Below are 25,372 nucleotides of genomic sequence, written 5' to 3' on the forward strand. Positions count from 1 at the left end.
AAAGTCGAGAGGGCTCACGCTCACAAGATTTCCGAAGGCGACCGTCTCAGGGCGAGCTAAGACGGTGGGCGCGCGCAAGAGTGGGCGAACGGCGAAGGCCCGCCCTGCGCTGGGATGCGCAGGGCGGGCCCTCGGGACGAGCTGACGAACTGGTCGAGCTGACTAGCTGGTCGAGCTGACTAGCTGGTCGAGCTGACGAACTGGTCGAGCTGACGAACTGGTCGAGCTGACGAACTGGTCGAGCTGACTAGCTGTTTTCGAGCTGACGAGCTGACTAGCTGGTCGAGCTGACGAACTGACTAGCTGGGCGAGCTGGGTCAGGTGGCTTACTGGTGCTTGCGGCGGGCTGCGGCGCGGCCTCGGGCGTTCTGGTCGAGGACTACCTTGCGGATGCGGATGGCGGTCGAGGTGACCTCGACGCACTCGTCCTCGCGGCAGAACTCCAGGGACTGCTCCAGGGACAGCTTGCGCGGCGGGATCACCTTTTCGGTGTTGTCCGCGCTCGCGGCACGCATGTTCGTGAGCTTCTTCTCCTTGGTGATGTTGACGTCCATGTCGTCCTCGCGAGAGTTCTCGCCGACGATCATGCCCTCGTACACCTCGGTGGTCGGCTCGACGAAGAGCTGGCCGCGCTCCTGCAGGTTGATCATCGCGAAGCCGGTGACGGCGCCGGCGCGGTCGGCGACCAGGGAGCCGTTCTGGCGGGTGCGGAGCTCGCCGAACCACGGCTCGTGGCGCTCGTAGAGGTGGTGCATGATGCCGGTGCCGCGAGTCTCGGTGAGGAACTCGGTACGGAAGCCGATCAGGCCACGCGCCGGGACCAGCCACTCCATGCGGAGCCAGCCGGTGCCGTGGTTGATCAGCTCTTCCATCCGGCCCTTGCGCGTGGACAGCAGCTGGGTGATGGCGCCCATGTACTCGTCGGGCGAGTCGATGGTGAGGCGCTCGACCGGCTCGTGGATCTTGCCGTCGATGGTCTTCGTGACCACCTGCGGCTTGCCGACGGTCAGCTCGTAGCCCTCGCGGCGCATCTGCTCGACCAGGATCGCCAGGGCCAGCTCACCACGGCCCTGCACCTCCCAGGCGTCCGGGCGCTCGGTGTTCAGGACGCGGAGCGAGACGTTACCGATCAGCTCCTTGTCCAGGCGGTCCTTCACCATGCGCGCGGTGACCTTGGAGCCCTTGACCCGGCCGACCAGCGGCGAAGTGTTGGTGCCGATCACCATCGAGATGGCCGGCTCGTCGACGCTGATCAGCGGCAGCGGGATCGGGGTCTCGGCGTCGGCGAGGGTCTCACCGATCATGATCTCCGGGATGCCGGCGACGGCCATGATGTCGCCGGGGCCGGCGCTCTCGGCCGGCTTGCGCTCGAGGCCCTCGGTGATCAGCAGCTCGGAGATGCGTACGTTGGAGATCGTGCCGTCGGTCTTGCACCAGGCCACGGTCTGGCCCTTACGGATGGTGCCCTCGTGCACGCGGCAGAGCGCGAGACGGCCGAGGAACGGCGACGCGTCGAGGTTGACGACGTGCGCCTGGAGCGGGGCACCCTCGGTGTACTGCGGGGCCGGGATGGTGTCGAGGATCGTGCTGAACAGCACGTCGAGGTTGTCGCTGTCCTCCGGGACGGTGCCGTCCTTCGGCTGGGTCAGCGAGGCGATGCCGTCACGGGCGCACGCGTAGACGATCGGGAACTCGATCTGGTGCTCGTCGGCGTCGAGGTCGAGGAAGAGTTCGTACGTCTCGTCGACGACCTCCTTGATCCGTGCGTCGGGACGGTCGACCTTGTTGATGATCAGGATGATCGGCAGCTTCGCGGCGAGGGCCTTGCGCAGCACGAAGCGGGTCTGCGGGAGCGGGCCCTCGGAGGCGTCCACGAGGAGGGCGACGCCGTCGACCATGGTGAGGCCGCGCTCGACCTCACCGCCGAAGTCGGCGTGGCCGGGGGTGTCGATGATGTTGATGGTGACGGGTTCGCCCTCGGTGGGCTGGTAGCTGATCGCCGTGTTCTTGGCGAGAATGGTGATGCCCTTTTCCCGCTCCAGGTCCATGGAGTCCATGACGCGGTCGGCCATCTCACCGCGCGCGTGGGACTGGCTGCCCTGGCGCAGCATGGCGTCGACCAGGGTGGTTTTGCCATGGTCGACGTGAGCGATGATGGCGACGTTGCGTAGGTCGGTGCGGGTCTGCATAGACCCATTGTCCCTGGCTCAGGTTGCCGTTAGGGACACGGGGTCAAGTCCCGGAACTTGTGGTCGTTTGGTCGGTTTTACGGTCTGCGCAAAACGCCATACTGCTGTTAGCGTCCACCTTCGATGTCTTTCGGGGGAAGGTTCTCATCGATGAAATCGGTGTTACGGACGCGTCTCGTGTGTGCTGCGGTGGTGCTGGTGGTCGCGGGCGGTTGCGGCCTGGCCGGAGCCTCGGAGGAGGACAAGGCGGTCGCGCCGGTTGCGGTCACGCCGTCGGTGACCGAGGAGTCCCCGGAGCCGGAGATCACCGACGATCCGGTGGGTGAGGAATCGCCGTCGCCCACGCCGAGCAAGACCTCGAAGAAGCCGAAGCCGAGCAAGACGTCGGCCACGCCGACCGAGGACCCGAACAACTTTCAGGCACCGGACTGCGCGGACTTCGAGGGCAAAGAGGTTTCCAAGGCCAAGGCGAAGGCGGCGCTGAACGCGGCCGCGACCAAGACGTACTGGCCGGGGTCGGCGCCGAAACTGAAGGTGCCGGCGGACCTGATCCGGGCGGTGTCGTGGCACGAGAGCGGCTGGACGTCGAACATCGTGAACTGCGACGGCGGGTTCGGGCTCATGCAGGTGATGCCGGAGACCGAGGAGTTCATCAACGAGCGTTTCGAGCAGTCGTACGACTCACACGCGTACAAGCAGAACGCCGTCGTCGGGGCGAATTACCTGGCGTGGCTGACCAAGGCGTTCGGTGACGCGTACTTCAAGAAGAACTACAGCCTGAGCCCGTCGAAGTGTAAATCGGACTCGTCGCTCTGCCTGCTGAACATGGTGATCGCCGGTTACAACATGGGCCGCGGCTCGGTCGACGAGGGTTACGCGAACGGCGAGCTGGTCAATCCGGACTACGTGAGCACGGTCCGCCACCTGATGCGCGACTGCTACTGCGACAGGTACTGAGCAGGGGCGGTCCCGGCATCGCCGGGGTCGCGAGCTACACTAGGTGTAGAACCCGAGACCCCCTTTGTTCCATCGTTTTGACCCTTGCGTCGAAGCGGTAGTAGGGTCTCGGGGTTGTCGTGTGTCGTTGATGCTGGCGAGCTGCGTTGTCTCGGCCCGCAGCTCACCCTAAGGAGCCTTACCCGATGCCTCCCAAGAAGAAGACCCATGAGGTAACCCTCGCGCTTGAGGCGGGTAACGCCGCGATGGTCGACCTCGGTAAGATGCTCGGCCCGACCGGTGCCAACATGCGTGCCGTCAAGGTTGAGTACGACGAGGCCACGTCGAAGAACCGCGGCGAGATCATTCCGGTCATCGTCTCGGTCTACGAGGACCGTAGCCACACGCTGGCGTACAAGACGCCGCCGACCAGCTTCCTCATCAAGAAGAGCCTGGGAATCCCGTCCGGCGCGGCCAACCCGCTCACCACGACCGTTGGCACGCTCAGTGCCACGCAGGTCAAGGAGATCGCGGAGCGCAAGCTGCCCGACCTCAACGCGAACGACCTCGATGCTGCCATCCAGATCGTCAAGGGCACTGCCCGGTCGATGGGTGTCAAGGTCGCCTGAAGCGCCTAGAAGAGAGCGGGTCCCGGCACTGCCGGGGCCCGCTCCTTTTTATCGCCCTTTCGGGGTGATCACTTCACCGATCAGGCCGTAATCCAGGGCCTCGGCGGCGCTCAGGCTGCGACCCGAGGACAGATCGTCCTCGACCCGGCTGCGCGGCTTGCCGGTCACCTCGGCGAGCCGGACCACCGCTTCCTCCAGCTCACGCAGGTGCTGCCCGGCTGCGGCGGCCACCTCGTCGGCCGTGCCGGTGACGCCGGCGGCCCGGGGCTCGGCCAGCTTGAACCGGGCGTGCCGATATGCCGCACGCTGATCCGCCGCGGCGAGTACGGCCAGGACCGCGCCGCCCGCCTCCGACGTGACGAGGGCGTGCACCGGAGCGGTCAGCGCGTCGATCACGTCGATGACCGACAGTGCGGCGCTCAGGTCGCCGGACGGGCTCGCCACGTGCAGGTGAATCGGGTCCGGCCCGGCCGAGTCGAGGGTTAGCAGCGCGGCCATCACGCCGGTCGCCGTCTCCGCTGTGAGCTGGCCGCGCAGCATCACGATGCGCTGGTCGAAGAGCCGCTCCTCCAGCCAGCCCGGCAGACCCGGCCCGTTGCCGGGCATGTGCGGCTGCCACTCGGGCTGTGGGTGCGGCGGCGGGAAACCCCACCGGTTCGGATCGTGTCGACCTTCCACCGCTACCTCCAGTGCTCGGGGGTTCTCGCCAGGGTAGCCACTGGCGGCGGGCATCGATGAGGGTTCCGCTGATGGCCGAACCGCCGAACCGCCGAACCGCCGGGCGCGTTGCCACGCGTGACGGCCGGGCGCGTTGCCACCGCGTGACGGCCGGGCGCGCTGCCACGTGCGACGACGGCCGAAACCTGCCGATAACCGGAGAGGGCTAGGGTCCGGCCATGTCCGGGCCCCGACGCCGATCGGCCCTGCTGGCGCGGCTTGCCGACCGGCCGGCCGGCAGCACGCAGAGCGTGATTCTCGACGATTTGCGCGCGATCATCCTGCACGGCGAGGTGCCACCCGGCTCGGCCATCCCCGTCGATGCGGTGGCTGCGGCGTTCAAGGTGAGCCGGATTCCCGTACGCGAGGCCCTGATGACGTTGATCGGGGAGGGTCTTGTCGATCACCGGCCGAACGGCGGTTATCGGGTCGCGATGCTGACGGCCCGCGAGTTCGGTGAGATCTACCTGATCCGCGAGGCTCTCGAATCGGCGGCGCTGCGTGCCGCTGTCGCCGGCGCCACCGACGAGGACGACGGCCAGGCCCGGAACGCGCTGCGAGCCCTCGATGCGGCGATCGAGGCCGACGACAGTGGTGCCGCCTACCACCGGGAGAGCCGGCGTTTCCACCTCGCGCTGATCGGGGCGTGCCGGATGGGCCGGTTGCTGCACATGCTGGAGTCGGCGTGGAACATGACCGAGCCGCTGCGGCCGATGTCGCACCTGACCGCCGCTGACCGGGAACTGCTGCACTCGGATCACGCCGGGATGCTCGCGGCGTTCCTGCGGCGGGACGAGGAGGCGCTCGCGCTGGTCTGCGCGGCGCATCACCACCGGCTCCAGGACTTCATCTCCGACCTGCCACAGCACACCGGCCTCTTCGCCGAGGAATAAAGCCGACGAGCACAAACCGACGAGCACACACCGACGAGCACAAACCGACGAGCACAAACCGACGAGCACAAACCGACGAGCACAAACCGACGAGCACAACGCCGACGAGTAAATCACACTGTCCACATTGTGGAATCAGGGCGCCCTTGAGCTGCGATTCCACCCGATAAACGAACGATTGACGGCGTCAGGAAACGATCCTTATCGAGCCGTGGCCGGTACGGTGCCGCAGTGCTTCCTTCGATCATCGCTGAGCGTTACCGCCTCACCGGCCGGATCGGCCAGGGCGGGATGGGCCGGGTCTGGGCGGCCCGCGACGAGCTGCTCGGACGCGACGTCGCGATCAAGGAGCTGGTCCCGCCACCGGGGCTGACCGAATCCGAACTGCGCACTCTGCGCGACCGCGCCATCCGCGAGGCGCGTGCCATCGCCCGGCTCGACCAGGCCAACGTGGTCCGCGTCCACGATGTCGTGTTCCACGCCGACGTGCCGTGGATCGTCATGGAGCTTGTTGAGTCCCGGTCGCTCTACCAGGTGGTCCGTGCCGAAGGTCCGATGGCGCCGGAGATGGCGGCCCGGATCGGTCTCGGTGTGCTCGCCGGCCTGCGCGCCGCGCACCGGGCGGGAATCCTGCACCGCGACGTGAAGCCCGGCAACGTCCTGCTCGCCCACGACGGCCGGGTGGTGCTGACCGATTTCGGTCTGGCCACGGCAGCCGGTGACTCCAGCATGACCAGCACCGGCGTGGTGCTCGGCTCACCGTCCTACCTGGCTCCGGAGCGCGCTCTCGACGGTGAGATCGGCCCGGCCGCCGACCTGTGGTCACTCGGTGCGACGCTCTACGCGGCCGTCGAGGGGCGTCCGCCCTACGACCGGTCGTCGCCGATGGCCACCCTCACTGCCCTCGCCACCGAGCTGCCGGCCCCTCCGGAGCGCGCCGGCTCGCTGCGCCCCGCGCTGATCGCGCTCCTCCAGAAGAACCCCGCCGAACGAGCCGACGCCGAGACAGCTCAGCGCCTCCTGGTCGCGGCCATGGTGGGTGCTCGCCCTGCGCCCCGCGCCGCCGCCTTTCAAGATCAAGAGCCGAGGGTACGCACAAAAGCCCCCGAAGTTCCGGAGGAGCAACCCGCGACCCGGCCGGCGGTCGCGTCGGAAGGTGGGGAGAGTCCGGAGGTCGCGGCCACGCTGTCAGAGGGCGCGGCTGATGCGGTTGTCGGGCTGACGTCCGTACCCAAAAAAAGCCGGAGGCGGACCGCTCTGCTTGCCGCCGCGGGGTTGATCGCGCTGGGACTTGCGGCTCAGCCGGTGGTGGGTGCGCTGGTCGGTGGGGATCCGGCGCCGGCCGAGGTCGTGCCGGGAGCGAATCCGCAGCCTGGAATTTCGGGGGCGGCCGGCGGGAGCGGGGCGACGATCGCGCCGGGCCCGGTGCCGTCATCTGTGCCGGTGAAAGCGGCAAATCCCGGAAAGTCCGGCCGGGTCCCGGCGCCGACCGTCAGCGGGGCGGCTGCCACCAGGACGACCGTGGCGGCGGCGACCACTACGGCGGGGAGCGGGACGGTCGTGACGACCGCGCCTGGAAAAGCCACCACCGCCACTGCCTCCAGCGCGACGACCGCGGCGACGGCGGTGGGGCGGGAGATCAAGAGCATGGGTACCGGGACCTGCCTGCAGGCCACCGCCGCCCGGGTCGTCCTGAACGCTTGCACGGGTGTGACCGAGCAACGTTTCAGCTTCCCGGGCGACGGCACGTTGCGGGTCGGTGGCCGATGTGTCCAGATCGGGGACTCCGGCGACGGCACGCTGCTGGAAACTGCCACCTGCACCGCCTCCGCCGCGCAGATGTTCACCTACAACAGCTCGTATGACCTGGTCAGCGAGTGGGCGGTGAAGTGCGTGGACGTGCCGGACGCGAGTACCGCGGACGGTGTGCGGGCGCAGATCTGGGAGTGCACCGGTGCGTCGCACCAGAAATGGAGCTACTGAGCCGGCCCCTATTGGGCAGTGCGCAGGTTCAGCAGGCCGGCGAGGCGGGCCAGAACCGGGCGGGCCTCCAGGTGCAGGCGGGCGATGTTGAGCCCGCCGTCGCCGATCACGGCAAGCAGTGCCAGGTCGCCGATCGCGTAGACCGACAGGTACCCGTTCTGGTTGTGGATCGTGACGTCCGCGAAGCCGCCCTGTTGAAGGACCGCGCCGGTGGTGCGGCTGATGCCGTGAGCGCCGGCTGCGAGGGCCGCAACGTCGTGCGGTTCCGGGCCCGAGGTGTTGTCGTGCAGGATGAGCAGGCCGTCGACGCCCGCCACCACGCAGCCCAGCACACCGGGAACCTGGTAACGCAGCGCGGCGAGCTCGGCGTAGACCGGCTTGTACAGGTCGCCGGGGGCCGTCATACGTCCAGGTCCCGCTCGATCTTGCGGAGCTGGTGACGGGCCAGGCCGAGGTTGGCGCGGGTCTTGTCCAGCGACACGTACAGGAAGAACGACTCACCGTGACGCTTGTTCTGGAGCAGGCGGATCAGGTGGTACTGCGAGTCGAGCGTGATCAGGATGTCCTCGATGCCGTCCTGAAGGCCGAGCATCTCGAGGGTGCGCACCTTGGCACGGATCACGTCGGTGTTGCCGGCCGCGGCGATGTTCATGTCCATCGTCTGACCGCCGCCGAGCACGCCCAGAGTGAGGCCGCTGGTGTAGTCCACGAGTGCCACACCGATCGCGCCCTCGATACCCATCGCTTCTTTCAGGGCAGTCTCGATATTCACTGCTGGTACTCCGTTTCGCTGGCGAGAGGGGGCCGCCGACATGATCGGCGGGCCCAACAGTGGCACGCGATATTTGCTCAAGCACTGAACTAAAGCCATCACGGGCCAACTGGTGTTGATCTCCGAGCGGTCGACCCCGGTGGGGGTCGCCCGAACGTCAGCGAACGCGGCGTGTCGACGGATGGACAGCCCTGGCCTTGCGTTTTCTAGAAGGACCGATGCCAGGTCAGCGTGAGATAGACGCTGAAAAATGTGGAGAAGAGGGCGAGCCCGCCGAGCACCACGTACGGCACGACGCGGTTGTGACTGCGGCGCATCGCGTAGACCACCGGCAGCAGGAGCGGGAAGGCCGGGATGAGCATCCGTGCCTTCGCCCAGTAGAACCAGTCGCCGGTCACCGCGATGAACACCACGACGCCGGCGTAGACCAGCAGCGGCCACGGCAGCCGCTCGCCGATCGCCACCACGAACAGCCCGACGGCCAGCAGCAGGACCAGGCTCACCTCGGTCAGTTCGAGCGAGATCCGGTTGTCGAGCAGCATGTTCGAGAACGTGGACAGGGTGTAGCCGCCGCCGTCGAAACCCATCTTCCAGGTCTCGTTCTGCACGTAGAAGTAGCCGTCGGCGCGGCCCAGCCGGATGCCGACCCAGGCCATGTACCCGACCAGGCCGAGCGGGGCGATCAGGCCGGCCGCCCAGGCCCGCCACTCCCGCGGGTTCCGGACCACCGCGACCAGCGCGGTCAGCACGACCGCGGCGATCACCGCGGCGCCGGTGGGCCGGGTCAGCCCGGCGAGCAGGCAGAGAACACCGGCGGTCAGCCAGTTCTTGCGCAGCGCGGCCAGCAGCGAACCGGCGGCCAGGGCGGTGAACAGCGGCTCGCTGTACCCCATCGAGAGCACGATGCCGTGCGGCACGACCGACCAGAGGCCGGCCAGCAGGATGCCGGTCATCCGGTCCCGCAGGTAGCTGCCGAGCGCGTACAGGGTGGCCGCCGCGGCCAGGCCGGTCGCCCAGGAGACCAGCAGCAGCGCCGTGCCGATCGAGACCGGCAGCACGAACGCGACGGCCGCCGACAGGCCCGGGTAGAGCGGGAAGAACGCCAGGTTCGACATCTCCGGAACACCCTTGCCGGTGAAGGAGATGACGGTGTCGTATCCATGCTCGGCGATGCCGGCGTACCACTTCGCGTCCCAGGCGAGCAGCAGGTCTCGCCAGGACGGCGTCTTCTCGTCGCGGCGCGCGTAGAAGATCAGCACGAGCACGTTGACGATACGCAATCCGGCGTACAGGGCCATCGCGGCGCCCGCGCCGGCCAGCCAGCGAACGGTCTGCGGGTGCAGCCGGGGCGCGGTGGACGCCGGAGCGCTGGCCGGCGCAACCTCGGTCGTCGTCACAGGTGGCGCTCCTTGCATCGGCGGTCATTCTCGCCGGGCACCGTACCCGGACCACCCGTCCGGGTGACAGTTGGGGAAGCTTTGGGAGATCGAAGATATACAGTTCCGCACATCCGGGTGAAACAGCGAATTCATAGCGTGACGGCCATGGCCGACACCATCCCCAGCACGCACCACGAGGACCTGGTCGAAGCCGCCGGCATGCCGGTCGGTAGCGGCGTCATCAAGCCTGAATACGATCCCCGCCTCACCAACGAGGACCTGGCTCCCCTGCGGAAGCAGACGTGGGGCTCCTACAACATTTTCGCGTTCTGGATGTCCGACGTGCACAGCGTCGGTGGGTACGTCACCGCCGGTTCGCTGTTCGCCCTGGGACTCTCCAGCTGGCAGGTGCTCGTCTCGCTGATCGTGGGCATCACGATCGTCTACTTCTTCTGCAACCTTGTCGCCAAACCGTCGCAGGCCACCGGCGTTCCGTACCCGGTGATCAACCGGGTGGCGTTCGGTGTGCTCGGCGCGAACGTGCCGGCCATCATCCGCGGCCTGATCGCGGTGGCCTGGTACGGCATCCAGACCTACCTCGCCTCGGCGGCGCTCGACGTCGTCGTCCTCAAGCTCTGGCCGTCGCTGCTGCCGTACGCCGATGTGAACCAGTACGGCTTCCTCGGGCTGCCGCTGCTCGGATGGTGCACGTACGCCGTGCTCTGGGTTCTCCAGGCCGCGGTGTTCTGGACCGGCATGGAGTCGATCCGGCGCTTCATCGACTTCTGCGGGCCCGCCGTTTACGTGGTGATGTTCGCGCTGACCGGTTACCTGATCTACAAGGCCGGCTGGGGCGCGATCGACCTGAACCTGGGTGACGTGGAATATCACGGCCTGGACGCGGTCCCGGTGATGCTCGGGGCGATCGCCCTGGTGGTGTCCTACTTCTCCGGGCCGATGCTGAACTTCGGTGACTTTTCGCGATATGGGAAGTCCTTTACCGCGGTAAAACGCGGTAACTTCCTCGGTCTCCCGGTCAACTTCCTGATGTTCAGCATCCTGACCGTGGTCACCGCGTCGCTGACCCTGCCGGTCTTCGGTGAGCTGATCACCGACCCGGTCGCGACCGTCGCGCGGATCGACAGCACGTTCGCGATCGTCCTCGGCGCGCTGACCTTCACCATCGCCACGATCGGCATCAACATCGTCGCGAACTTCATCTCGCCGGCCTTCGACTTCTCCAACGTCAGCCCGCAGAAGATCTCCTGGCGGGCCGGCGGCATGATCGCGGCGGTCGGCTCGGTGCTGATCACCCCGTGGAACCTCTACAACAACCCCGACGTCATCCACTACACGCTGGAAACCCTGGGCGCCTTCATCGGACCGCTGTTCGGTGTGCTGATCGCCGATTACTACCTGGTCCGCAAGCAGCAGGTCGACGTCGACGCGATGTTCACGATGAGCCCCACCGGCAAGTACTGGTACCGCAAGGGCTACCACCTGCCGGCGATCATCGCGACGGCGGTGGGCGCGGCGATCGCGATGATCCCGGTGCTCTGGACCGGCGGACCGGGCATGCACGACATCGCCCAGTACAGCTGGTTCATCGGCTGCGGCCTCGGTTTCGTGGTCTACCTGGGCCTCCTCAAGCGGCAGCCGGCCCCTGCGCTGATCAAATCCTGATGCTCATCCGGGTCATCAATCCCAACACCACGGCGTCGATGACCAGCCTGATCGAGGCGAGCGCCCGGGCCGTCGCCGGCCCGGGCGTCGTCGTCGAAGGGGTCACTCCGGCGATGGGTCCGGCCTCCATCGAGAGCCATTACGACGAGGCCCTCGCGGTGCCGGGCCTGCTCGCCGAGGTCGCCACGGGGGAGCGGGACGGCGCCGACGGTTACGTCATCGCCTGCTTCGGCGACCCCGGATTGGACGCGGCCCGGGAGATCGCCGCCGGCCCGGTGGTCGGCATCGCCGAGGCCGCGATGCATGCGGCAGCGTTGCTCGGTCGCGGTTTCAGCGTCGTCACAACCCTTTCCCGTACGCGCGGACGAGCGTCTGACCTAGCGCATCGTTATGTCGGGGCCGGCGCGTGCAAAGGCATCCATGCCTGTGAGATTCCGGTGCTCGAACTCGAGGACGATCCGACGGTTCTGCCTCGGGTGGCGGCGCTTGCCGCTCATGCCCTGGAGACGGATGGGTCCGACGTCATCGTGCTCGGCTGTGCCGGGATGGCGGATCTTTGTTCGGAACTTTCGGCTCGGTTGGGCGTACCCGTGATTGATGGTGTCGCGGCCGCGACCCTCATGGTCCAAGCGCTGGTCACGCTGGGTTTGGGCACGTCCAAGCGAGAGGAGTACGCGACGCCTCCGGCCAAGCGATACTCGGGAATACTCCACGGCTTCATGCAACCCGGCTCGAACGTGAGTCGTCATCCAGGCGTGAGAGCGAAGGAGGGGCTCGTGTGAAGAACGAGCGTGATGAGCAATTCCACCGCTTCGTGGCGGCGAAACGTGCCGGACTGGTGCGGACGGCCACTCTGCTGACGGCGGGCGACGCCCACCTGGCCGAGGATCTGGTCCAGTCGACGCTGACGAAACTGTACGTCGCCTGGCCGGCGTTCCAGCGGGCCGACAACCCGGACGGGTACGTGCGGCGCACACTGGTGAACGCGTTGACGGACGAGCGGCGTCGCTGGTGGCGCCGGCGGGAACGGACCATGGCCGAGCTGCCGGAACGGGCGGCCGCGGAGGTGCCGATCGGTGAGCTCTCGGACGGGCTGCGCGCGGCCCTGAAGGAGCTGCCACCACGGATGCGGGCGGCGTTGGTGTTCCGCTACTTCTACGACCTCGACGTCGCCGACACCGCCGATGCCCTCGGATGTTCCGAGGGAACGGTGAAGAGCCAGACCGCCCGAGCCCTCGACCGGCTCCGAGCGGTTCTCGGCACTCCACTGAACACTCCGTTGACCAGGAGCTTTTCATGACCGATCTCTATGACGGGCTGGAGCGTCTCGCCGGACCGGCAGCCGACCCGACCTCCGAGGTGATCCGGGCCGACCTGGCCCGGGGCCGTAGTGCCCTGCGCCGCCGCCGCCTCTTCCAGACCGGTGGGGCCTCCGCGTTCGCGGTCGCCGCCGTCGCCGCGGCTGTCGCGTTCGCCACTGCCGGAGCGGCGCCCGCCTCGGCGCCGCTCGCTGACGGGCCCGCGCCCGCGGTGAGTTCCGTGGTGCCCACCAAGCTGGTGCCCACCAAGCTGGTGGCGTACCAGGGTGAGCAGCCCGACGCGTTCGAGCTGGACCAGGTGCCGGAGGGCTGGATCCTGCAGGGCAACGACAACAGCGGTCTGGTGCTGGCGCCGGACGGGCCGCTCGCCGGCCCGTCCAGCGGTCCCGGCGAGGGCGCCAACAGCGACCCGCACAGCTTCGTCGGCAAGATCGCTGTGATGCTCCAGGACTCCGGCGCTCCGGCCGAGCTGGGCGGCAAGAAGGTCACCGTCGGTGAGAACACCGGTGTGCTGACCAAGATGCTCGACCAGACCGACGGGTGGGCGCTGTTCGTCCAGCTCCCCGACCAGGGTTACCTGGTGATCCAGGTCTGGGACAACCTGGGCTGGGGTGAGTCGCAGGTGCTGGAGTTCGCCGGTGGGATCCACGTGAACTCGAACGCGACGAAGAGCGTCGGCTGATCGTGTTCTGAGGGTTTGTCGCGGGAGACCGGAGCAGGTGAGATGCCCCGGTCTCCCGCTTTTTCATGTCTACCAGCCGCGCGCACGCCACTCGGCGAGCTGCGGGCGCTCGGCACCGAGCGTGGAGTCCTTGCCGTGGCCGGGATAGAAGATCGTGTCATCGCCGAACCGGCCGAAGATCTTGCTTTCCAGGTCATCCATGATTTCTTCATGATTTCGCGGGGTTGCCGTTTTCCCGTGCCCGCCGGGGAAGAGGCTGTCCCCGGTGAACAGGTGCTTGCCCTGGTAGGACAGCACGATCGAACCCGGCGTGTGCCCGACGATGTGGATCACGTCGAGGGTGGCGCCGCCCACCTCGACCACGTCGCCGTCGCGCAGCGTGCGGGTCACCACCGGGATGCCCTCGGCGTCGTCGACGTGCGCCAGCGACTCCGCCCCGGTGGCGAGGGTGATCTCCTCAAGCGCCTGCCAGTGATCCTGGTGCCGGTGCGTGGTCACCACGGCGCGCAGGCCGCCGGAGCCGATCAGGTCCTGCAGGGTGCCGGCGTCGTTCGCCGCGTCGATCAGGAGGCGTTCTCCGCCGTGTTCCAGCAGGTAGGCGTTGTTGTCCATCGGGCCGACCGACACCTTGGTCATGGTGAGGCCACCGCCGAGATCCGTGCTCATTTCCACCTCGCTGGCTTGGGTAGTTCACCGTCGGGAGCGACGGTCAGGTCTGTGCCGTCGGCTCGCCCGATCAGCCACCCGGCGAGCGACTTGGTCGGGCCGCCGATCACCAGGCTGCCGTCTCCGATCTTCAGCGGGTGCTCCAGGCCGAGTGGACGCAGCACCATGGCGGGCGCGTCGGACGGCGGCTGCGCCACGAATTCTCGCAGCAGGCGCAGCGCGAACGCGTCCGTCCACTCCTGCGCGGTGTAGTCGCGGGCCAGGTCGACGCGGTGCACCTCGACCTCGCGCAGCCTGCCCCACGGCACGCCGGCGGCGGACTGGCCGATCGCCGGCAGGTGCGTGAACCAGGCGGCGGCCGGCATCGAGGCGGCGGCGTCGGCGAACCGGTCGTGCGCGGCTCGCAGGTCGTCGATCTGCTCGGCCAGCGGGCGGCTGGAGCCGGACTCGATGGCCTCGTCACGGGCGGCGCGGCTCGGGTACAGCACACCTTCGGCACCGGTGCGCGCGGCGACCAGCAGGTTCGTCAGAGCGTCGGCGTTGCGGGCCAGGTGGGTCAGTACGTGCCCCACTGTCCAGCCGGGCAGCCCGGACGGCTCGGCGATCACGCCGTCGTCCCAGCTTTCCGCATCATGCAGCAGCGCTTCGGTGGACTCTTCCACGTCGGTCATCAGGACCAGCGGATCCATGGTCACGTGCCGACCCTATCGGAAATCGCTTTCGCCACGGTCACCGTGAACGTACCGTCGTTTCAGCCGCGTAGATCGATCGAATCCCAGCGGGGAGGTGAGGAACGTGCAGTTCGTCGATGTCGCGTTTTGTCACCCCGGGGGCCGCTGTACCCCACGACCGTAAAAGGATTCTCATGTCGTACGACCTGTCCCAGCTGGGCTGGGACGAGACTTTCGCATCCGCGTACCGGCCTTTCGACCGCGCCGACGCACTACCCGGGCGGGTTCTGCGTGCTGACCGAGGCGTCTGCACGGTGCTCACCGCGGCCGGCGCCACCCGCGCCAGCCTCGGCGGCAGCGTGCTGCTCGACGCCGCCCGCGACCCGGCGGGGCTGCCCTGTTCCGGTGACTGGGTGGTGCTGCGTCAGTGGCCGGACCGCCGGACCACACTTGAGCTGGTGCTGCCACGGCAGACCACGTTGATTCGGCGTACCGCCGACAAGGACTCCTCCGGGCAGGTCCTGGCGGCCAACATGGACGTCGTCGCGGTGGTCGAGCCGATCCACCCGGAACCCGACGACGGCCGTGTCGAACGTCTCCTGGCGCTCGCCTGGGAGTCCGGGGCCGAGCCGCTGCTGGTGCTCACCAAATGCGACACCACCCCCGACCCGGTCGCGATCGCCCGCCAGATGGCCGAGCTGGCACCCGGCGTGCCGGTGCTGCCGGTGAGCGTCCGCTCCGGCGCCGGCCTCGCCGAGCTCCGCGCGGCCGCGGCGGGCCGGACCCTGGCTCTGCTGGGCCGTTCCGGCGCCGGCAAGTCCACGCTGGTGAACGCGCTGGCCGGCGCCGCCGTGATGCCGGTGCAGACGATCCGGGACGCCGACGGCAAGGGGCGGCACACCACCGCCTATCGCAACCTGGTCACCCTGCCCGGCGGAGGTGCGGTGATCGACACACCGGGTATCAGAGGTGTGGGCCTCCTGAACACCGCCGACGGACTGGAACGGGCTTTCGCCGACATCATCGGACTGGCAGCACACTGCCGCTTCGACAACTGCCGGCACGAGACCGAACCAGCCTGTGCGGTGCAGGCGGCCCTGACCGGGGGAACATTGACGGCCCGCCGCCTGGCGAGCTGGCGCAAGCTGAACCACGAGGTGGCGGTGGAGAGCGCCCGCCGCTCCGCGCGGCTTGCTCGCTAGGGCTCTGGCACAATTCGGCCGGTGCGTGCGGCTGAAGAGATGATCGAGGAGCCGGTGTCGACCGCGGGGGAGGTTCCCGCGGCGACCGGGTCCTGGTGGGTCCGGCGGATCGATGTCTGGGTTCCGCTGGGTTACCTGCTGCTCGCCATCGTGGTGCTGATCCGGCTCTGGATCGACCCCAACGGGCGGGTGCTGGCCAGCAACGACGACGACCACGGCGTCTTTCTCTTCGTGCTGGCGCACGCCGACCGGGTGATCTTCGACGGGGCGTCGCCGTTCTTCAGCGATCGGCTGAACGCCCCCGTCGGGGTCAACATGATGGCGAACACGTCGATTCTGGCGCTGAGCCTGCCACTGGCGCCGATCACGCACTTCCTCGGCGCGGGCGTGTCGGTCGCGCTCCTGATCACTCTCGGCCTGGCCGGGACCGCGTACGCCTGGTACTGGGTCCTCTCCCGGCACCTGGTCCGCAGCCGGGCGGCCGCGGCCATCGGCGGCGCGTTCTGCGGCTTCGCGCCAACCATGGTGTCGCACGCGAACGGGCACGTGAACTTCGTCAACCAGTACGTGGTGCCGTTCATCGTCTGGCAGGTGCTGCGGCTGCGGGAGCCGGGCCGGGCGGTACGCGGCGGGATCATCCTGGGCCTGCTGATCGTGCTCCAGTGCTTCATCAACGAGGAGACGCTGCTCTTCACGGCGCTGACGCTCGGCGTGTTCGTGGTGGCGTACGCGGTCATGTCCTCCGACGAGGTTCGCGAGGTGTGTAAACGGTTCGTCGCCGGGCTCGGGGTCGCCGCCGCTACCGCCGGCGTGCTGCTGGCCTATCCGCTCTGGTACCAGTTCTTCGCCCCGGGCAACTACCACGGCCAGCCGTTCGAGCCGGACATGTACGTCACCGACCTGGCCTCGCTCGTCGGGTTCGCCCGGCAGTCGCTGGCCGGCAACGCGGCGCTGACCCGGACCATGAGCGTCAGCGCGACCGAGGACAACACGTTCTTCGGGCCGTTCGGGTTCGTGATGATCGTGGTGGCCGTGGTCATGGTGTGGCGGAACGTCGCTGCCCGTGCCGCCGGGATCGCCGGCCTGGTGCTGCTGCTGATGTCGTTCGGCCCGGTGCTGAAGGTGTTCGGTCACAACACCGGGATTCCGCTGCCGTTCGGCCTGATCAGCCATGTTCCGATCATCGACCTGGTCAGTGTGACGAGGTTCGCGATGGTGCCGGCGACGATCGTCGGGGTGCTGTTCGCGCTGGCCGCCGACAAAGTCCGTATTTATCCGGTTAAAAAGCGGAGGCTCTTCTGGATCGGCATGACGCTCGCGCTCGTGCCGCTGATTCCGAAGCCGCTGCCCGTCGTCGAAGGGCAGCCGTTGCCGGCGTTCCTCACCCAGGGGATCTACAAGGAGTACGTCGCGGACGATCGGACCCTGATCACCGTGCCGCTGCCGGAAGTCACCACCGGGCGTACCGGGATGCGCTGGGCGACCCTGATGAACTTGGACTACGCCACGCCGCGCGGATATTTCATGGGCCCGGTGAATCCGCCGGCCGACGACACCGGATCGTGGAACGCGCCCCGCCGCTTCACCTCCGACCTGCTCTGGCGGGTCCGGGAGTACGGTCAGGTGCCTCGTCTGACCGACGCCGACCGGGCCCGGATCACCGAGGACTTGATCTTCTGGCGAGCCGGGGTGATCGTCCTGGTGCCCGGGGGCCGCAATCCCGAGGCACAGCGTGCGGTGCTGGTCGACGCGCTCGGCGAACCGCGGTCAGCCGGTGGAGTGGAGTTCTGGGACATGCGGGGTCTGCCGGTTCCTCCGAAGGAGTGACCGCTCCGTCCCAGGGAATGACCGGGAATGTTCGCCATCTGCCAGGCGCTGAACCAGGGTCGGCAGAAAATGTCATACCCCCTGGCTAAAGTGTCTGCTCGACTCATACACCTGTACGGAGAGGCTGGCAGTGGCCGACCGACTGACTATTCGTGGCGCTCGCGAGCACAACCTGCGCGACGTCAACCTGGACCTGCCCCGCGACGCCATGATCGTCTTTACCGGCCTGTCCGGCTCGGGCAAGTCCAGCCTCGCCTTCGACACGATCTTCGCGGAGGGGCAGCGGCGGTACGTGGAGTCGCTGTCGTCGTACGCACGGCAGTTCCTCGGCCAGATGGACAAGCCCGACGTCGACTTCATCGAGGGCCTGTCCCCGGCCGTCTCGATCGATCAGAAATCGACAAACCGCAACCCGCGTTCGACCGTCGGCACCATCACCGAGGTCTACGACTACCTGCGCCTGCTCTTCGCCCGGGCCGGCACCCCGCACTGCCCGGTCTGCGGTGAGCGGATCAGCAAGCAGACACCGCAGCAGATCGTCGACCGGGTGCTCGCCATGGAGGAGGGCACCCGGTTCATGGTGCTCGCCCCGGTGGTCCGCGGCCGCAAGGGCGAATACATCGACCTCTTCGCCGAGCTCCAGTCCAAGGGCTTCGCCCGGGCCCGGGTCGACGGCACGGTGCACCCGCTGACCGAGCCGCCGAAGCTCAAGAAGCAGGAGAAGCACACCATCGAGGTGGTCGTCGACCGCCTCAGCGTCAAGTCGTCCAGCAAGCAGCGGCTCACCGACTCGGTGGAAGCCGCGCTCGGCCTGGCCGGCGGCATCGTCCTGCTCGACTTCGTCGACCTGCCGGAGGACGACCCGGAGCGGGAGCGGCGTTTCTCCGAGCACCTGGCCTGTCCGAACGATCACCCGCTCGCCATCGAGGACCTCGAGCCCCGGGTGTTCTCCTTCAACGCGCCGTACGGCGCGTGTCCCGAGTGCACCGGCCTCGGCACCAAGAAGGAGGTCGACCCCGAGCTGATCATCCCGGACGAGGAGGCCACACTCCGCGACGGCGCGATCCAGCCGTGGTCCGGCGGCTCGACCCAGGAATACTTCCTCCGCCTGCTCGAAGCGCTCGCCGACGCGGAGAAGTTCAGCGTCGACACACCCTGGCGGCAGCTCTCCAGCCGGGTGCAGAAAACCATCCTGCACGGCTCGGACGACCAGGTCCACGTCCGTTACCGCAACAAGTACGGCCGCGAGCGCTCCTACTACACCGGCTTCGAGGGCGTGGTGCAGTGGATCGAGCGCCGGCACAACGACACCGAGAGCGACTGGTCGCGCGACAAGTACGAGGGGTACATGCGCGACGTGCCCTGCAAGGTCTGCGGCGGCGCCCGGCTCAAGCCCGAGGTGCTCGCGGTGACCCTGGCCGGCAAGAGCATCGCCGAGGTCTGCAACCTCTCCGTCGGCGAGTGCGCCGAACTGCTGTCCGGCCTGGTTCTCGACGACCGGCAGAAGATGATCGCCGAGCGGGTGCTGAAGGAGATCAACGCCCGGCTGCGGTTCCTGGTCGACGTCGGCCTCGACTACCTGTCGCTGGACCGGGGTGCCGGCACGCTGTCCGGCGGTGAGGCGCAGCGCATCCGGCTCGCCACCCAGATCGGCTCCGGCCTGGTCGGCGTGCTCTACGTGCTGGACGAGCCGTCGATCGGCCTGCACCAGCGTGACAACCACCGGCTCATCGAGACGCTGGTCCGGCTCCGTAACCTCGGCAACACCCTGATCGTGGTGGAGCACGACGAGGACACCATCCGGACCGCCGACTGGATCGTCGACATCGGCCCCGGCGCCGGCGAGCACGGCGGCAAGATCGTGCACAGCGGCACCGTCGAGGGCCTGCTGGCGAACGAGGAGTCGCCCACCGGGGCCTACCTCTCCGGTCGCAAGTCGATCCCGATCCCGGCTTCCCGCCGCCCGCAGGAGGCCGGCCGCGAGGTGGTCGTGCACGGCGCCCGCGAGCACAACCTGCGCAACCTGACCGTCCCGTTCCCGCTGGGCCAGTTCATCGCGGTCACCGGCGTGAGCGGCTCGGGGAAGTCGACCCTGGTCAACGACATCCTGCACACGGTCCTGGCGAACCAGATCAACCGGGCGCGGCAGGTACCCGGCCGGCACACCAAGATCACCGGCATCGAGAACATCGACAAGGTCGTCGGCGTGGACCAGTCGCCGATCGGGCGTACGCCGCGGTCGAACCCGGCCACCTACACCGGTGTCTTCGATCACGTCCGCAAGCTCTTCGCGGAGACCGCCGAGGCGAAGGTCCGGGGCTATGGCCCGGGCCGCTTCTCCTTCAACGTGAAGGGCGGCCGCTGCGAGAACTGCTCCGGCGACGGCACCATCAAGATCGAGATGAACTTCCTGCCGGATGTCTACGTCCCCTGCGAGGTGTGCAAGGGCGCTCGGTACAACCGGGAGACCCTCGAGGTGCACTACAAGGGCAAGACCATCTCCGAGGTGCTGAACATGCCGATCGAGGAGGGCGCGGAGTTCTTCTCGGCGCTCCCGGCGATCCACCGGCACCTGAAGACGCTTGTCGACGTCGGCCTCGGTTACGTGCGGCTCGGCCAGCCGGCGACCACCCTTTCCGGCGGTGAGGCGCAGCGTGTGAAACTCGCCTCCGAGCTGCAGAAACGGTCCACCGGCCGGACCGTCTACGTTCTCGACGAGCCGACCACCGGCCTGCATTTCGAGGACATCCGCAAGCTGCTGATCGTGCTCAACGGCCTGGTCGACAAGGGCAACACGGTGATCACGATCGAGCACAACCTGGACGTCATCAAGACGGCCGACTGGCTGATCGACATGGGTCCGGAAGGCGGCCACAAGGGCGGCGTGGTGCTCGCCACCGGCACACCGGAGGAGATCGCCGAGGTCGCCGAGAGCCACACCGGGCAGTTCCTGCGTCCGGTGCTCGGGCTGGCCGGCAAGCCGAAAGGCGCTACCGCGGCGACCGGCCGGGCCGGAAAGGCGAACAGCCCGGCCCCGGCGCGCAAGTCGCGGGCCAAGGCGACCGTGTGATTTAGGAATTTCTTAGACGCCTCATAGCGAAGCCGCCCGGTCGGGAAACTAACCTCGGCCGGGCGGTCGTATGGGCATGATTTCGGTAGTGACGGTGAACTGATCAACTGCCCAGCCGCGTATCCAAGGGCGACTCCGCGTGATGGCGAGCGGAAATCCAGTACTGGGAGGGCTACACATGACCGACGTGCAGACGAGGACCGAGGCCACGACTCACCATGAGTGCGCCAGCGCCAGTGGTGCGACCTCGACGCGGCGCTGCATCCTGGTCGGCGCTGGAGCTCTCGGCGCCGGCGCGGTCCTGGCCGCTTGTGGCACCGACAGCAGCGGCACCAACCCGAACGGCACCGACTTCGACACCAACCCGGCGCCGGCCGGCAGCACCGCGGCCGGCAGCACGGACGGCGACACCGGCGACAGCGGCGGCAGCGCCACGGTCCTGGTGGCGGCGTCCGAGGTCGCTGTCGGCGGCGGCGTGATCACGAGCGACCTGGTGGTCACCCAGCCGACCGAGGGCACCTTCAAGGCCTTCAGCAAGGTCTGCACGCACCAGGGCTGCGAGGTCAGCGAGATCGCCGACGGGCAGATCATCTGCCGCTGCCACAACAGCTTCTTCTCGATCAAGGACGGCGCTCCGACGTCCGGGCCGGCTCAGCAGCCGCTCACCGAGACCAAGGTCGAGCTCGATGGCGACAACGTGGTGAAAGCCGCCTGATCGCGTGACGTGACAGGCCGGAGATCCGGCGCCGTGGCGGCGGCACCGGACCTCCGGTCGGGCAATTCTGTCAGTCCCAGGCACTACTGTTGGAGATGTGCCAGACCCGTCCACTTATCGTCCGGCTCCGGGTACCATCCCGGACGCCCCGGGTGTCTACCGCTTCCGCGACCCCGCCGGCCGGGTGATCTACGTCGGCAAGGCGAAAAGCCTGCGTAACCGGCTCAACTCCTACTTCGCCGACGTCTGGTCGCTGCACGCGCGCACCCAGCAGATGGTCACCACCGCCGCCAGTGTGGATTGGGTCACGGTCGGCACCGAGGTCGAGGCGCTCCAGCTGGAGTTCTCCTGGATCAAGGAGTTCGACCCCCGATTCAACGTCAAGTACCGCGACGACAAGTCGTACCCGTTTCTCGCCGTCACCCTCGACGAGGAGTACCCCCGCCTGCAGGTGATGCGGGGAGCCAAACGCAAGGGTGTCCGCTACTTCGGGCCGTACTCACACGCCTGGGCCATTCGCGAGACGCTCGACCTGCTGCTGCGGGTCTTCCCGGCGCGCACCTGCTCGACCGGCGTCTTCAAGCGGCACGGTCAGATCGGCCGGCCCTGCCTGCTGGGTTACATCGGCAAGTGCTCGGCGCCGTGCGTCGGCCAGGTCAGCGCCGAGCAGCACCGGGTCATCGTCGACGACTTCTGCGACTTCATGGCGGGCCGGACCGACGCGTTCGTGCGCCGGATGGAGCGCGACATGCTGCAGGCCTCCGAGGAGCTCGAGTTCGAGCGGGCGGCCCGGCTGCGTGACGACATCGCGGCGCTGCGCCGGGCGATGGAAAAGCAGACAGTGGTGCTCGGTGACGGCACCGACGCCGACGTGGTGGCCTTCGCCGAGGACCCGCTGGAAGCGGCCGTGCAGGTCTTCCACGTCCGGGACGGCCGGGTCCTCGGCCAGCGTGGCTGGGTGGTGGACAAGGTCGAGGACCTGAGCACCGGCGACCTGGTCCACCACTTCTGCACCCAGGTCTACGGCGGCGCCGAGGGGGAAAATGACGTTCCCCGCGAGCTGCTCGTGCCGGCCCTGCCGGACGACGCCGACGCGCTCGCCGACTGGCTCACCGAGCGGCGTGGCAGCCGGGCGAGCCTGCGGGTGCCGCAGCGCGGCGACAAGAAGTCGCTGATGGAGACGGTGGCGCGCAACGCCGCCGAGTCGCTGCAGCGGCACAAGCTGCGCCGGGCCGGCGACCTGACCACCCGCAACAAGGCCCTTGAGGAGATCGCCGAGGCGCTCGGCATGGAGACCGTGCCGCTGCGCATCGAGTGTTTCGACGTCTCGCAGATCCAGGGCACCGACGTGGTCGCCTCGATGGTGGTCTTCGAGGACGGCCTCGCCCGAAAGAGTGAGTACCGCCGCTTCGCGGTCCGCGGCGCCACCGACGATCTGTCGGCGATGAGCGAGGTGATGCGGCGCCGGTTCGCCCGTTTCAAAGCGCAGGAAGGCGCGAGTGTCCCGGACGACGCGGCCCCCGACTCGCTGCCCGGCGTCGATCCGCTCACCGGGAAACCGCGCCGGTTCGCGTACCCTCCGCAGCTTGTTGTCGTCGACGGCGGTCAGCCGCAGGTCAACGCGGTGGCCGCGGTCTTCTCCGAGCTGGGGATCACCGACGTCGCGCTGTGCGGGCTGGCCAAGCGGCTGGAGGAGGTGTGGCAGCCGGGTGAGGACTTCCCGGTCATCCTTCCGCGCACGTCCGAGTCGCTCTACCTTCTGCAGCGCATCCGTGACGAGGCACACCGGTTCGCCATCACGTTCCACCGGGAGAGGCGGTCCAAGCGGATGACGGCCTCCGCGCTGGATGACATCGCCGGCCTCGGCGACGTGCGGCGCAAAGCCCTGCTGCGGCATTTCGGCTCGCTGAAACGCCTGGCCGCCGCGACCCCGGAGGAGATCTCCGAGGTGCCCGGCATCGGACGTCGCACGGCCGAGACGGTTCTCGCCGCCCTCAACCCGCCAACCAACTCGGACCGGTAGCGGACAGGCTGTCCGGCGGTCGTCCAGGTGTCTCACGGCCTAGGATGTTGTGTCGCTCGTGCGATGCGATGACCGATGTGAAAACCGACGCGAGCGAACCGACGCGGGAGGCGTGCGTGGACGAGGTAGTGGAGCCCGATGAGGCCGGTACCGACCTGGTGGTGGTGACCGGACTCTCCGGCGGCGGGCGCAGCACGGTGGCCCGCGCACTGGAGAACGTCGGCTTCTACGTGGTCGACAACCTGCCGCAGGCGCTGATGCTGGAGATGGCGGAGCTGGCCTTCGCGGCGGGTGGCGCGGCACGGCGTACCGCGATGGTGCTCGACGTGCGCAGCCGGGCGTTCTCCACCGACCTGGCGGGCGCGGTCCGTGAGCTGAAGGAACGCGGCTTCGCGCCGCGCGTGGTGTTCGTCGACGCCGACGACGAGGTGCTGATCCGGCGCTTCGAGTCGGTGCGCCGCTCGCACCCGCTCCAGGGCGACGGACGGCTGGCCGACGGGATCGCGGCCGAGCGCAAGCTGCTCGAGGAGGCCCGTGACCAGGCCGACGTGATCATCGATACCAGTCACCTGAACGTGAACCAGCTCCGGCGCCGGGTCGAGGAGCTGTTCAGCGGCGACGACTCACGCCGGCTGCGGATCACCGTGCTGTCGTTCGGCTTCAAGTACGGCCTGCCGCCGGACGCCGACTACGTGCTGGACGCCCGGTTCCTGCCGAACCCGTTCTGGGTGCCGGAACTGCGCGAGCACACCGGCCTGGAGGAGGGCGTGAGCAACTACGTCCTGGGCCAGGAGGGCGCCGGCGAGTTCGTCGGCACCTACGCGGGCCTGATCGCGGCGACCGCACCGGGCTTCGAGCGCGAGGGCAAGCGGTACCTCACGGTCGCCATCGGCTGCACCGGCGGCAAGCACCGCAGTGTGGCGATAGCGGAGGAGCTGACCGCGCGGCTGTCGGGGATGCGGCTGTCCGCACACACCTCGCACCGCGATCTGGGGCGCGAGTGATCCGGGTTGTGGCGTTCGGCGGTGGGCACGGGCTGAGCGCCTCGTTGAAGGCGCTGCGGCACTGTTCCAGGGATCTCGACCTGGAGATCACCGCGATAGTGACGGTGGGTGACGACGGCGGTTCCAGCGGTCGCCTGCGGGTGGAGCGTGACGCGCTGCTGCCCCCGGGCGATCTGCGCCAGGCCCTCGCGGCGCTTGCTGACGATCACCCGACGGCTCGGCGTACGGCGAGTTTGATGCAGCACCGGTTCGCGGCGATGCCGTCCCAGCGCACCAAGCCTCCGGGGGAGCGGCGTGCTGACCGGTCGATGGACACCCTGGCCGGGCACGCGGTGGGCAACCTGCTGCTGCTCGGGTTGATAGAGATGCTCGGCGACCCGGTGCGGGCTCTGGACCACGCGGCCGAGATGGTCGGCGCGCAGGGCCGGGTCCTGCCGATGGCGCTGCACGCGGTCGGCATCGAGGCCGACGTGGTGGGCGCGGCGGGTGAGGCGACGACCGTCCGGGGACAACACGCCGTGGCCGTGGCCGACGGCCGGGTGAGCGCGCTGCGCCTCGTCCCGGAAAATCCGCCGGCCTGCCCGGACGCGATCGCCGCGGTCACCGCCGCCGACTGGTTGATCTTCGGCCCGGGTAGCTGGTACACCAGCGTGTTACCGCATCTGCTGGTGCCGGAACTCGCCGCGGCGATCGTGGCGAGCCCGGCCCGTCGCCTGGTCACGCTCAATCTGAGCGCCGACAAGGAGACGTCCGGTCTCTCCACGGCCGACCACCTGGCGGCGCTGCACTGGTACCTCCCGGAACTCCGGGTCGACACGGTGCTCGCCGACGCCAAGTGGGCGGGTGAACCGGAACCGGTGCGTGCGGCAGCGCTCGCCCTCGGAGCGGAACTGGTATTGGCACCCGTCGCCGTTGCGGACGGCAGCCCACGGCATGATCCTGAGTCGTTGAGCGTTGCACTGGTGCCAGTATTGGGCTCCGCTCGTTAGTTACTGGCGTAGTGCGGCACACA

General features: G+C 68.3%; 22 protein-coding genes. 15 read left to right on the forward strand and 7 right to left on the reverse strand.

The features are described 5' to 3' along the window. Positions 1–326: 326 nt before the first annotated feature. Positions 327–2,189 (reverse strand): translational GTPase TypA, encoded by a 1,863-nt coding sequence (gene typA, locus ACQP2E_RS08245; protein ID WP_433829473.1) that lies wholly within the window; start codon positions 2,187–2,189, stop codon positions 327–329. A 150-nt stretch (positions 2,190–2,339) separates the two neighbouring features. On the opposite strand from typA, the gene ACQP2E_RS08250 reads away from it, so the two are divergent. Both ACQP2E_RS08250 and ACQP2E_RS08255 read left to right on the forward strand, forming a co-directional pair. Next, positions 2,340–3,146 carry a transglycosylase SLT domain-containing protein gene (locus ACQP2E_RS08250; RefSeq protein ID WP_433829475.1) on the forward strand — a complete coding sequence of 269 codons (807 nt, stop codon included), beginning with the start codon at positions 2,340–2,342 and terminating at the stop codon, positions 3,144–3,146. A gap of 185 nt (positions 3,147–3,331) precedes the next feature. Continuing rightward, positions 3,332–3,754, forward strand: a complete 423-nt coding sequence (locus ACQP2E_RS08255; protein WP_433829477.1) for an uL11 family ribosomal protein — start codon at positions 3,332–3,334, stop codon at positions 3,752–3,754. 48 nt (positions 3,755–3,802) lie between these two features. On the opposite strand, the gene ACQP2E_RS08260 is transcribed toward ACQP2E_RS08255, so the two are convergent. Next, positions 3,803–4,432 (reverse strand): ATP-dependent Clp protease proteolytic subunit, encoded by a 630-nt coding sequence (locus tag ACQP2E_RS08260; protein WP_433829479.1) that lies wholly within the window; start codon positions 4,430–4,432, stop codon positions 3,803–3,805. 218 nt (positions 4,433–4,650) lie between these two features. Here ACQP2E_RS08260 and ACQP2E_RS08265 point away from each other — a divergent pair, with 218 nt between their 5' ends. Next, on the forward strand, positions 4,651–5,364 hold the full coding sequence (locus ACQP2E_RS08265; RefSeq protein WP_433829481.1) for a GntR family transcriptional regulator: 714 nt from the start codon (positions 4,651–4,653) through the stop codon (positions 5,362–5,364). A gap of 231 nt (positions 5,365–5,595) precedes the next feature. After that, positions 5,596–7,347, forward strand: a complete 1,752-nt coding sequence (locus ACQP2E_RS08270) for a protein kinase domain-containing protein (protein WP_433829483.1) — start codon at positions 5,596–5,598, stop codon at positions 7,345–7,347. 8 nt (positions 7,348–7,355) lie between these two features. Here the strand turns inward: ACQP2E_RS08270 and ACQP2E_RS08275 are convergent, their stop codons facing one another. From ACQP2E_RS08275 to ACQP2E_RS08285, 3 genes are all read right to left on the reverse strand, one after another. Continuing rightward, on the reverse strand, positions 7,356–7,751 hold the full coding sequence (locus ACQP2E_RS08275) for a roadblock/LC7 domain-containing protein (RefSeq protein ID WP_433829485.1): 396 nt from the start codon (positions 7,749–7,751) through the stop codon (positions 7,356–7,358). After that, entirely contained in the window at positions 7,748–8,089 is a 342-nt protein-coding gene (locus ACQP2E_RS08280) for a hypothetical protein (protein ID WP_433833840.1), read from the reverse strand. Before ACQP2E_RS08280 ends, ACQP2E_RS08275 begins: the two co-directional genes overlap by 4 nt. Positions 8,090–8,325: 236 nt before the next feature. After that, positions 8,326–9,516 (reverse strand): hypothetical protein, encoded by a 1,191-nt coding sequence (locus ACQP2E_RS08285; protein ID WP_433829487.1) that lies wholly within the window; start codon positions 9,514–9,516, stop codon positions 8,326–8,328. 147 nt (positions 9,517–9,663) lie between these two features. Here ACQP2E_RS08285 and ACQP2E_RS08290 point away from each other — a divergent pair, with 147 nt between their 5' ends. The 4 genes from ACQP2E_RS08290 to ACQP2E_RS08305 are packed head-to-tail and all read left to right on the forward strand — an operon-like array spanning position 9,664 to position 13,182. Beyond that, positions 9,664–11,181, forward strand: a complete 1,518-nt coding sequence (locus ACQP2E_RS08290) for an NCS1 family nucleobase:cation symporter-1 (protein ID WP_433829489.1) — start codon at positions 9,664–9,666, stop codon at positions 11,179–11,181. A 38-nt stretch (positions 11,182–11,219) separates the two neighbouring features. Then, entirely contained in the window at positions 11,220–11,963 is a 744-nt protein-coding gene (locus ACQP2E_RS08295; RefSeq protein ID WP_433829491.1) for an aspartate/glutamate racemase family protein, read from the forward strand. After that, positions 11,960–12,481: a SigE family RNA polymerase sigma factor gene (locus tag ACQP2E_RS08300; protein WP_433829493.1), complete on the forward strand. Its 522-nt coding sequence runs from the start codon at positions 11,960–11,962 to the stop codon at positions 12,479–12,481. Before ACQP2E_RS08295 ends, ACQP2E_RS08300 begins: the two co-directional genes overlap by 4 nt. After that, positions 12,478–13,182: a hypothetical protein gene (locus ACQP2E_RS08305; RefSeq protein WP_433829495.1), complete on the forward strand. Its 705-nt coding sequence runs from the start codon at positions 12,478–12,480 to the stop codon at positions 13,180–13,182. Before ACQP2E_RS08300 ends, ACQP2E_RS08305 begins: the two co-directional genes overlap by 4 nt. Positions 13,183–13,251: 69 nt before the next feature. Here ACQP2E_RS08305 and ACQP2E_RS08310 read toward each other — a convergent pair whose 3' ends face one another. Next, complete coding sequence (locus ACQP2E_RS08310) at positions 13,252–13,848, reverse strand: MBL fold metallo-hydrolase (protein WP_433829498.1); 597 nt, start codon at positions 13,846–13,848, stop codon at positions 13,252–13,254. Continuing rightward, positions 13,845–14,543, reverse strand: a complete 699-nt coding sequence (locus ACQP2E_RS08315; RefSeq protein ID WP_433829500.1) for a maleylpyruvate isomerase family mycothiol-dependent enzyme — start codon at positions 14,541–14,543, stop codon at positions 13,845–13,847. The genes ACQP2E_RS08310 and ACQP2E_RS08315 overlap by 4 nt, the downstream gene beginning before the upstream one ends. A 170-nt stretch (positions 14,544–14,713) precedes the next feature. Here ACQP2E_RS08315 and rsgA point away from each other — a divergent pair, with 170 nt between their 5' ends. The 7 genes from rsgA (at position 14,714) to ACQP2E_RS08350 (ending at position 25,349) form a co-directional block, all read left to right on the forward strand. Then, positions 14,714–15,721: a ribosome small subunit-dependent GTPase A gene (gene rsgA, locus ACQP2E_RS08320; RefSeq protein WP_433829502.1), complete on the forward strand. Its 1,008-nt coding sequence runs from the start codon at positions 14,714–14,716 to the stop codon at positions 15,719–15,721. Positions 15,722–15,742: 21 nt separating this feature from the next. Then, positions 15,743–17,548, forward strand: a complete 1,806-nt coding sequence (locus ACQP2E_RS08325; RefSeq protein WP_433829504.1) for a hypothetical protein — start codon at positions 15,743–15,745, stop codon at positions 17,546–17,548. Positions 17,549–17,678: 130 nt separating this feature from the next. Beyond that, positions 17,679–20,618 carry an excinuclease ABC subunit UvrA gene (gene uvrA / locus ACQP2E_RS08330; protein WP_433829506.1) on the forward strand — a complete coding sequence of 980 codons (2,940 nt, stop codon included), beginning with the start codon at positions 17,679–17,681 and terminating at the stop codon, positions 20,616–20,618. Between the two features lie 178 nt (positions 20,619–20,796). Beyond that, the gene (locus ACQP2E_RS08335) at positions 20,797–21,333 is read left to right on the forward strand and encodes a Rieske (2Fe-2S) protein (RefSeq protein ID WP_433829508.1); all 537 of its coding nucleotides are present in this window, start codon (positions 20,797–20,799) and stop codon (positions 21,331–21,333) included. Positions 21,334–21,430: 97 nt separating this feature from the next. Continuing rightward, positions 21,431–23,356 (forward strand): excinuclease ABC subunit UvrC, encoded by a 1,926-nt coding sequence (gene uvrC, locus ACQP2E_RS08340; RefSeq protein ID WP_433829510.1) that lies wholly within the window; start codon positions 21,431–21,433, stop codon positions 23,354–23,356. A gap of 68 nt (positions 23,357–23,424) precedes the next feature. Then, complete coding sequence (gene rapZ, locus ACQP2E_RS08345) at positions 23,425–24,360, forward strand: RNase adapter RapZ (RefSeq protein WP_433829512.1); 936 nt, start codon at positions 23,425–23,427, stop codon at positions 24,358–24,360. After that, entirely contained in the window at positions 24,357–25,349 is a 993-nt protein-coding gene (locus ACQP2E_RS08350; protein WP_433829515.1) for a gluconeogenesis factor YvcK family protein, read from the forward strand. The genes rapZ and ACQP2E_RS08350 overlap by 4 nt, the downstream gene beginning before the upstream one ends. Positions 25,350–25,372: the final 23 nt, after the last annotated feature.

Source organism: Actinoplanes sp. CA-015351, assembly GCF_050955685.1.
Classification (GTDB): Bacteria; Actinomycetota; Actinomycetes; order Mycobacteriales; family Micromonosporaceae; genus Actinoplanes.

Bases quoted from the DNA above. Each gene is read 5' to 3' on its own strand.
- ACQP2E_RS08265 (WP_433829481.1), top strand. From the start codon at position 4,651: ATGTCCGGGCCCCGACGCCGATCGGCCCTGCTGGCGCGGCTTGCCGAC.
- rapZ (WP_433829512.1), top strand. From the start codon at position 23,425: ATGACCGATGTGAAAACCGACGCGAGCGAACCGACGCGGGAGGCGTGC.
- typA (WP_433829473.1), bottom strand. From the start codon at position 2,189: ATGCAGACCCGCACCGACCTACGCAACGTCGCCATCATCGCTCACGTC.
- ACQP2E_RS08250 (WP_433829475.1), top strand. From the start codon at position 2,340: ATGAAATCGGTGTTACGGACGCGTCTCGTGTGTGCTGCGGTGGTGCTG.
- ACQP2E_RS08310 (WP_433829498.1), bottom strand. From the start codon at position 13,848: ATGAGCACGGATCTCGGCGGTGGCCTCACCATGACCAAGGTGTCGGTC.
- ACQP2E_RS08335 (WP_433829508.1), top strand. From the start codon at position 20,797: ATGACCGACGTGCAGACGAGGACCGAGGCCACGACTCACCATGAGTGC.
- ACQP2E_RS08305 (WP_433829495.1), top strand. From the start codon at position 12,478: ATGACCGATCTCTATGACGGGCTGGAGCGTCTCGCCGGACCGGCAGCC.
- ACQP2E_RS08295 (WP_433829491.1), top strand. From the start codon at position 11,220: ATGACCAGCCTGATCGAGGCGAGCGCCCGGGCCGTCGCCGGCCCGGGC.
- ACQP2E_RS08290 (WP_433829489.1), top strand. From the start codon at position 9,664: ATGGCCGACACCATCCCCAGCACGCACCACGAGGACCTGGTCGAAGCC.
- ACQP2E_RS08255 (WP_433829477.1), top strand. From the start codon at position 3,332: ATGCCTCCCAAGAAGAAGACCCATGAGGTAACCCTCGCGCTTGAGGCG.
- rsgA (WP_433829502.1), top strand. From the start codon at position 14,714: ATGTCGTACGACCTGTCCCAGCTGGGCTGGGACGAGACTTTCGCATCC.
- ACQP2E_RS08275 (WP_433829485.1), bottom strand. From the start codon at position 7,751: ATGACGGCCCCCGGCGACCTGTACAAGCCGGTCTACGCCGAGCTCGCC.
- ACQP2E_RS08280 (WP_433833840.1), bottom strand. From the start codon at position 8,089: ATGGGTATCGAGGGCGCGATCGGTGTGGCACTCGTGGACTACACCAGC.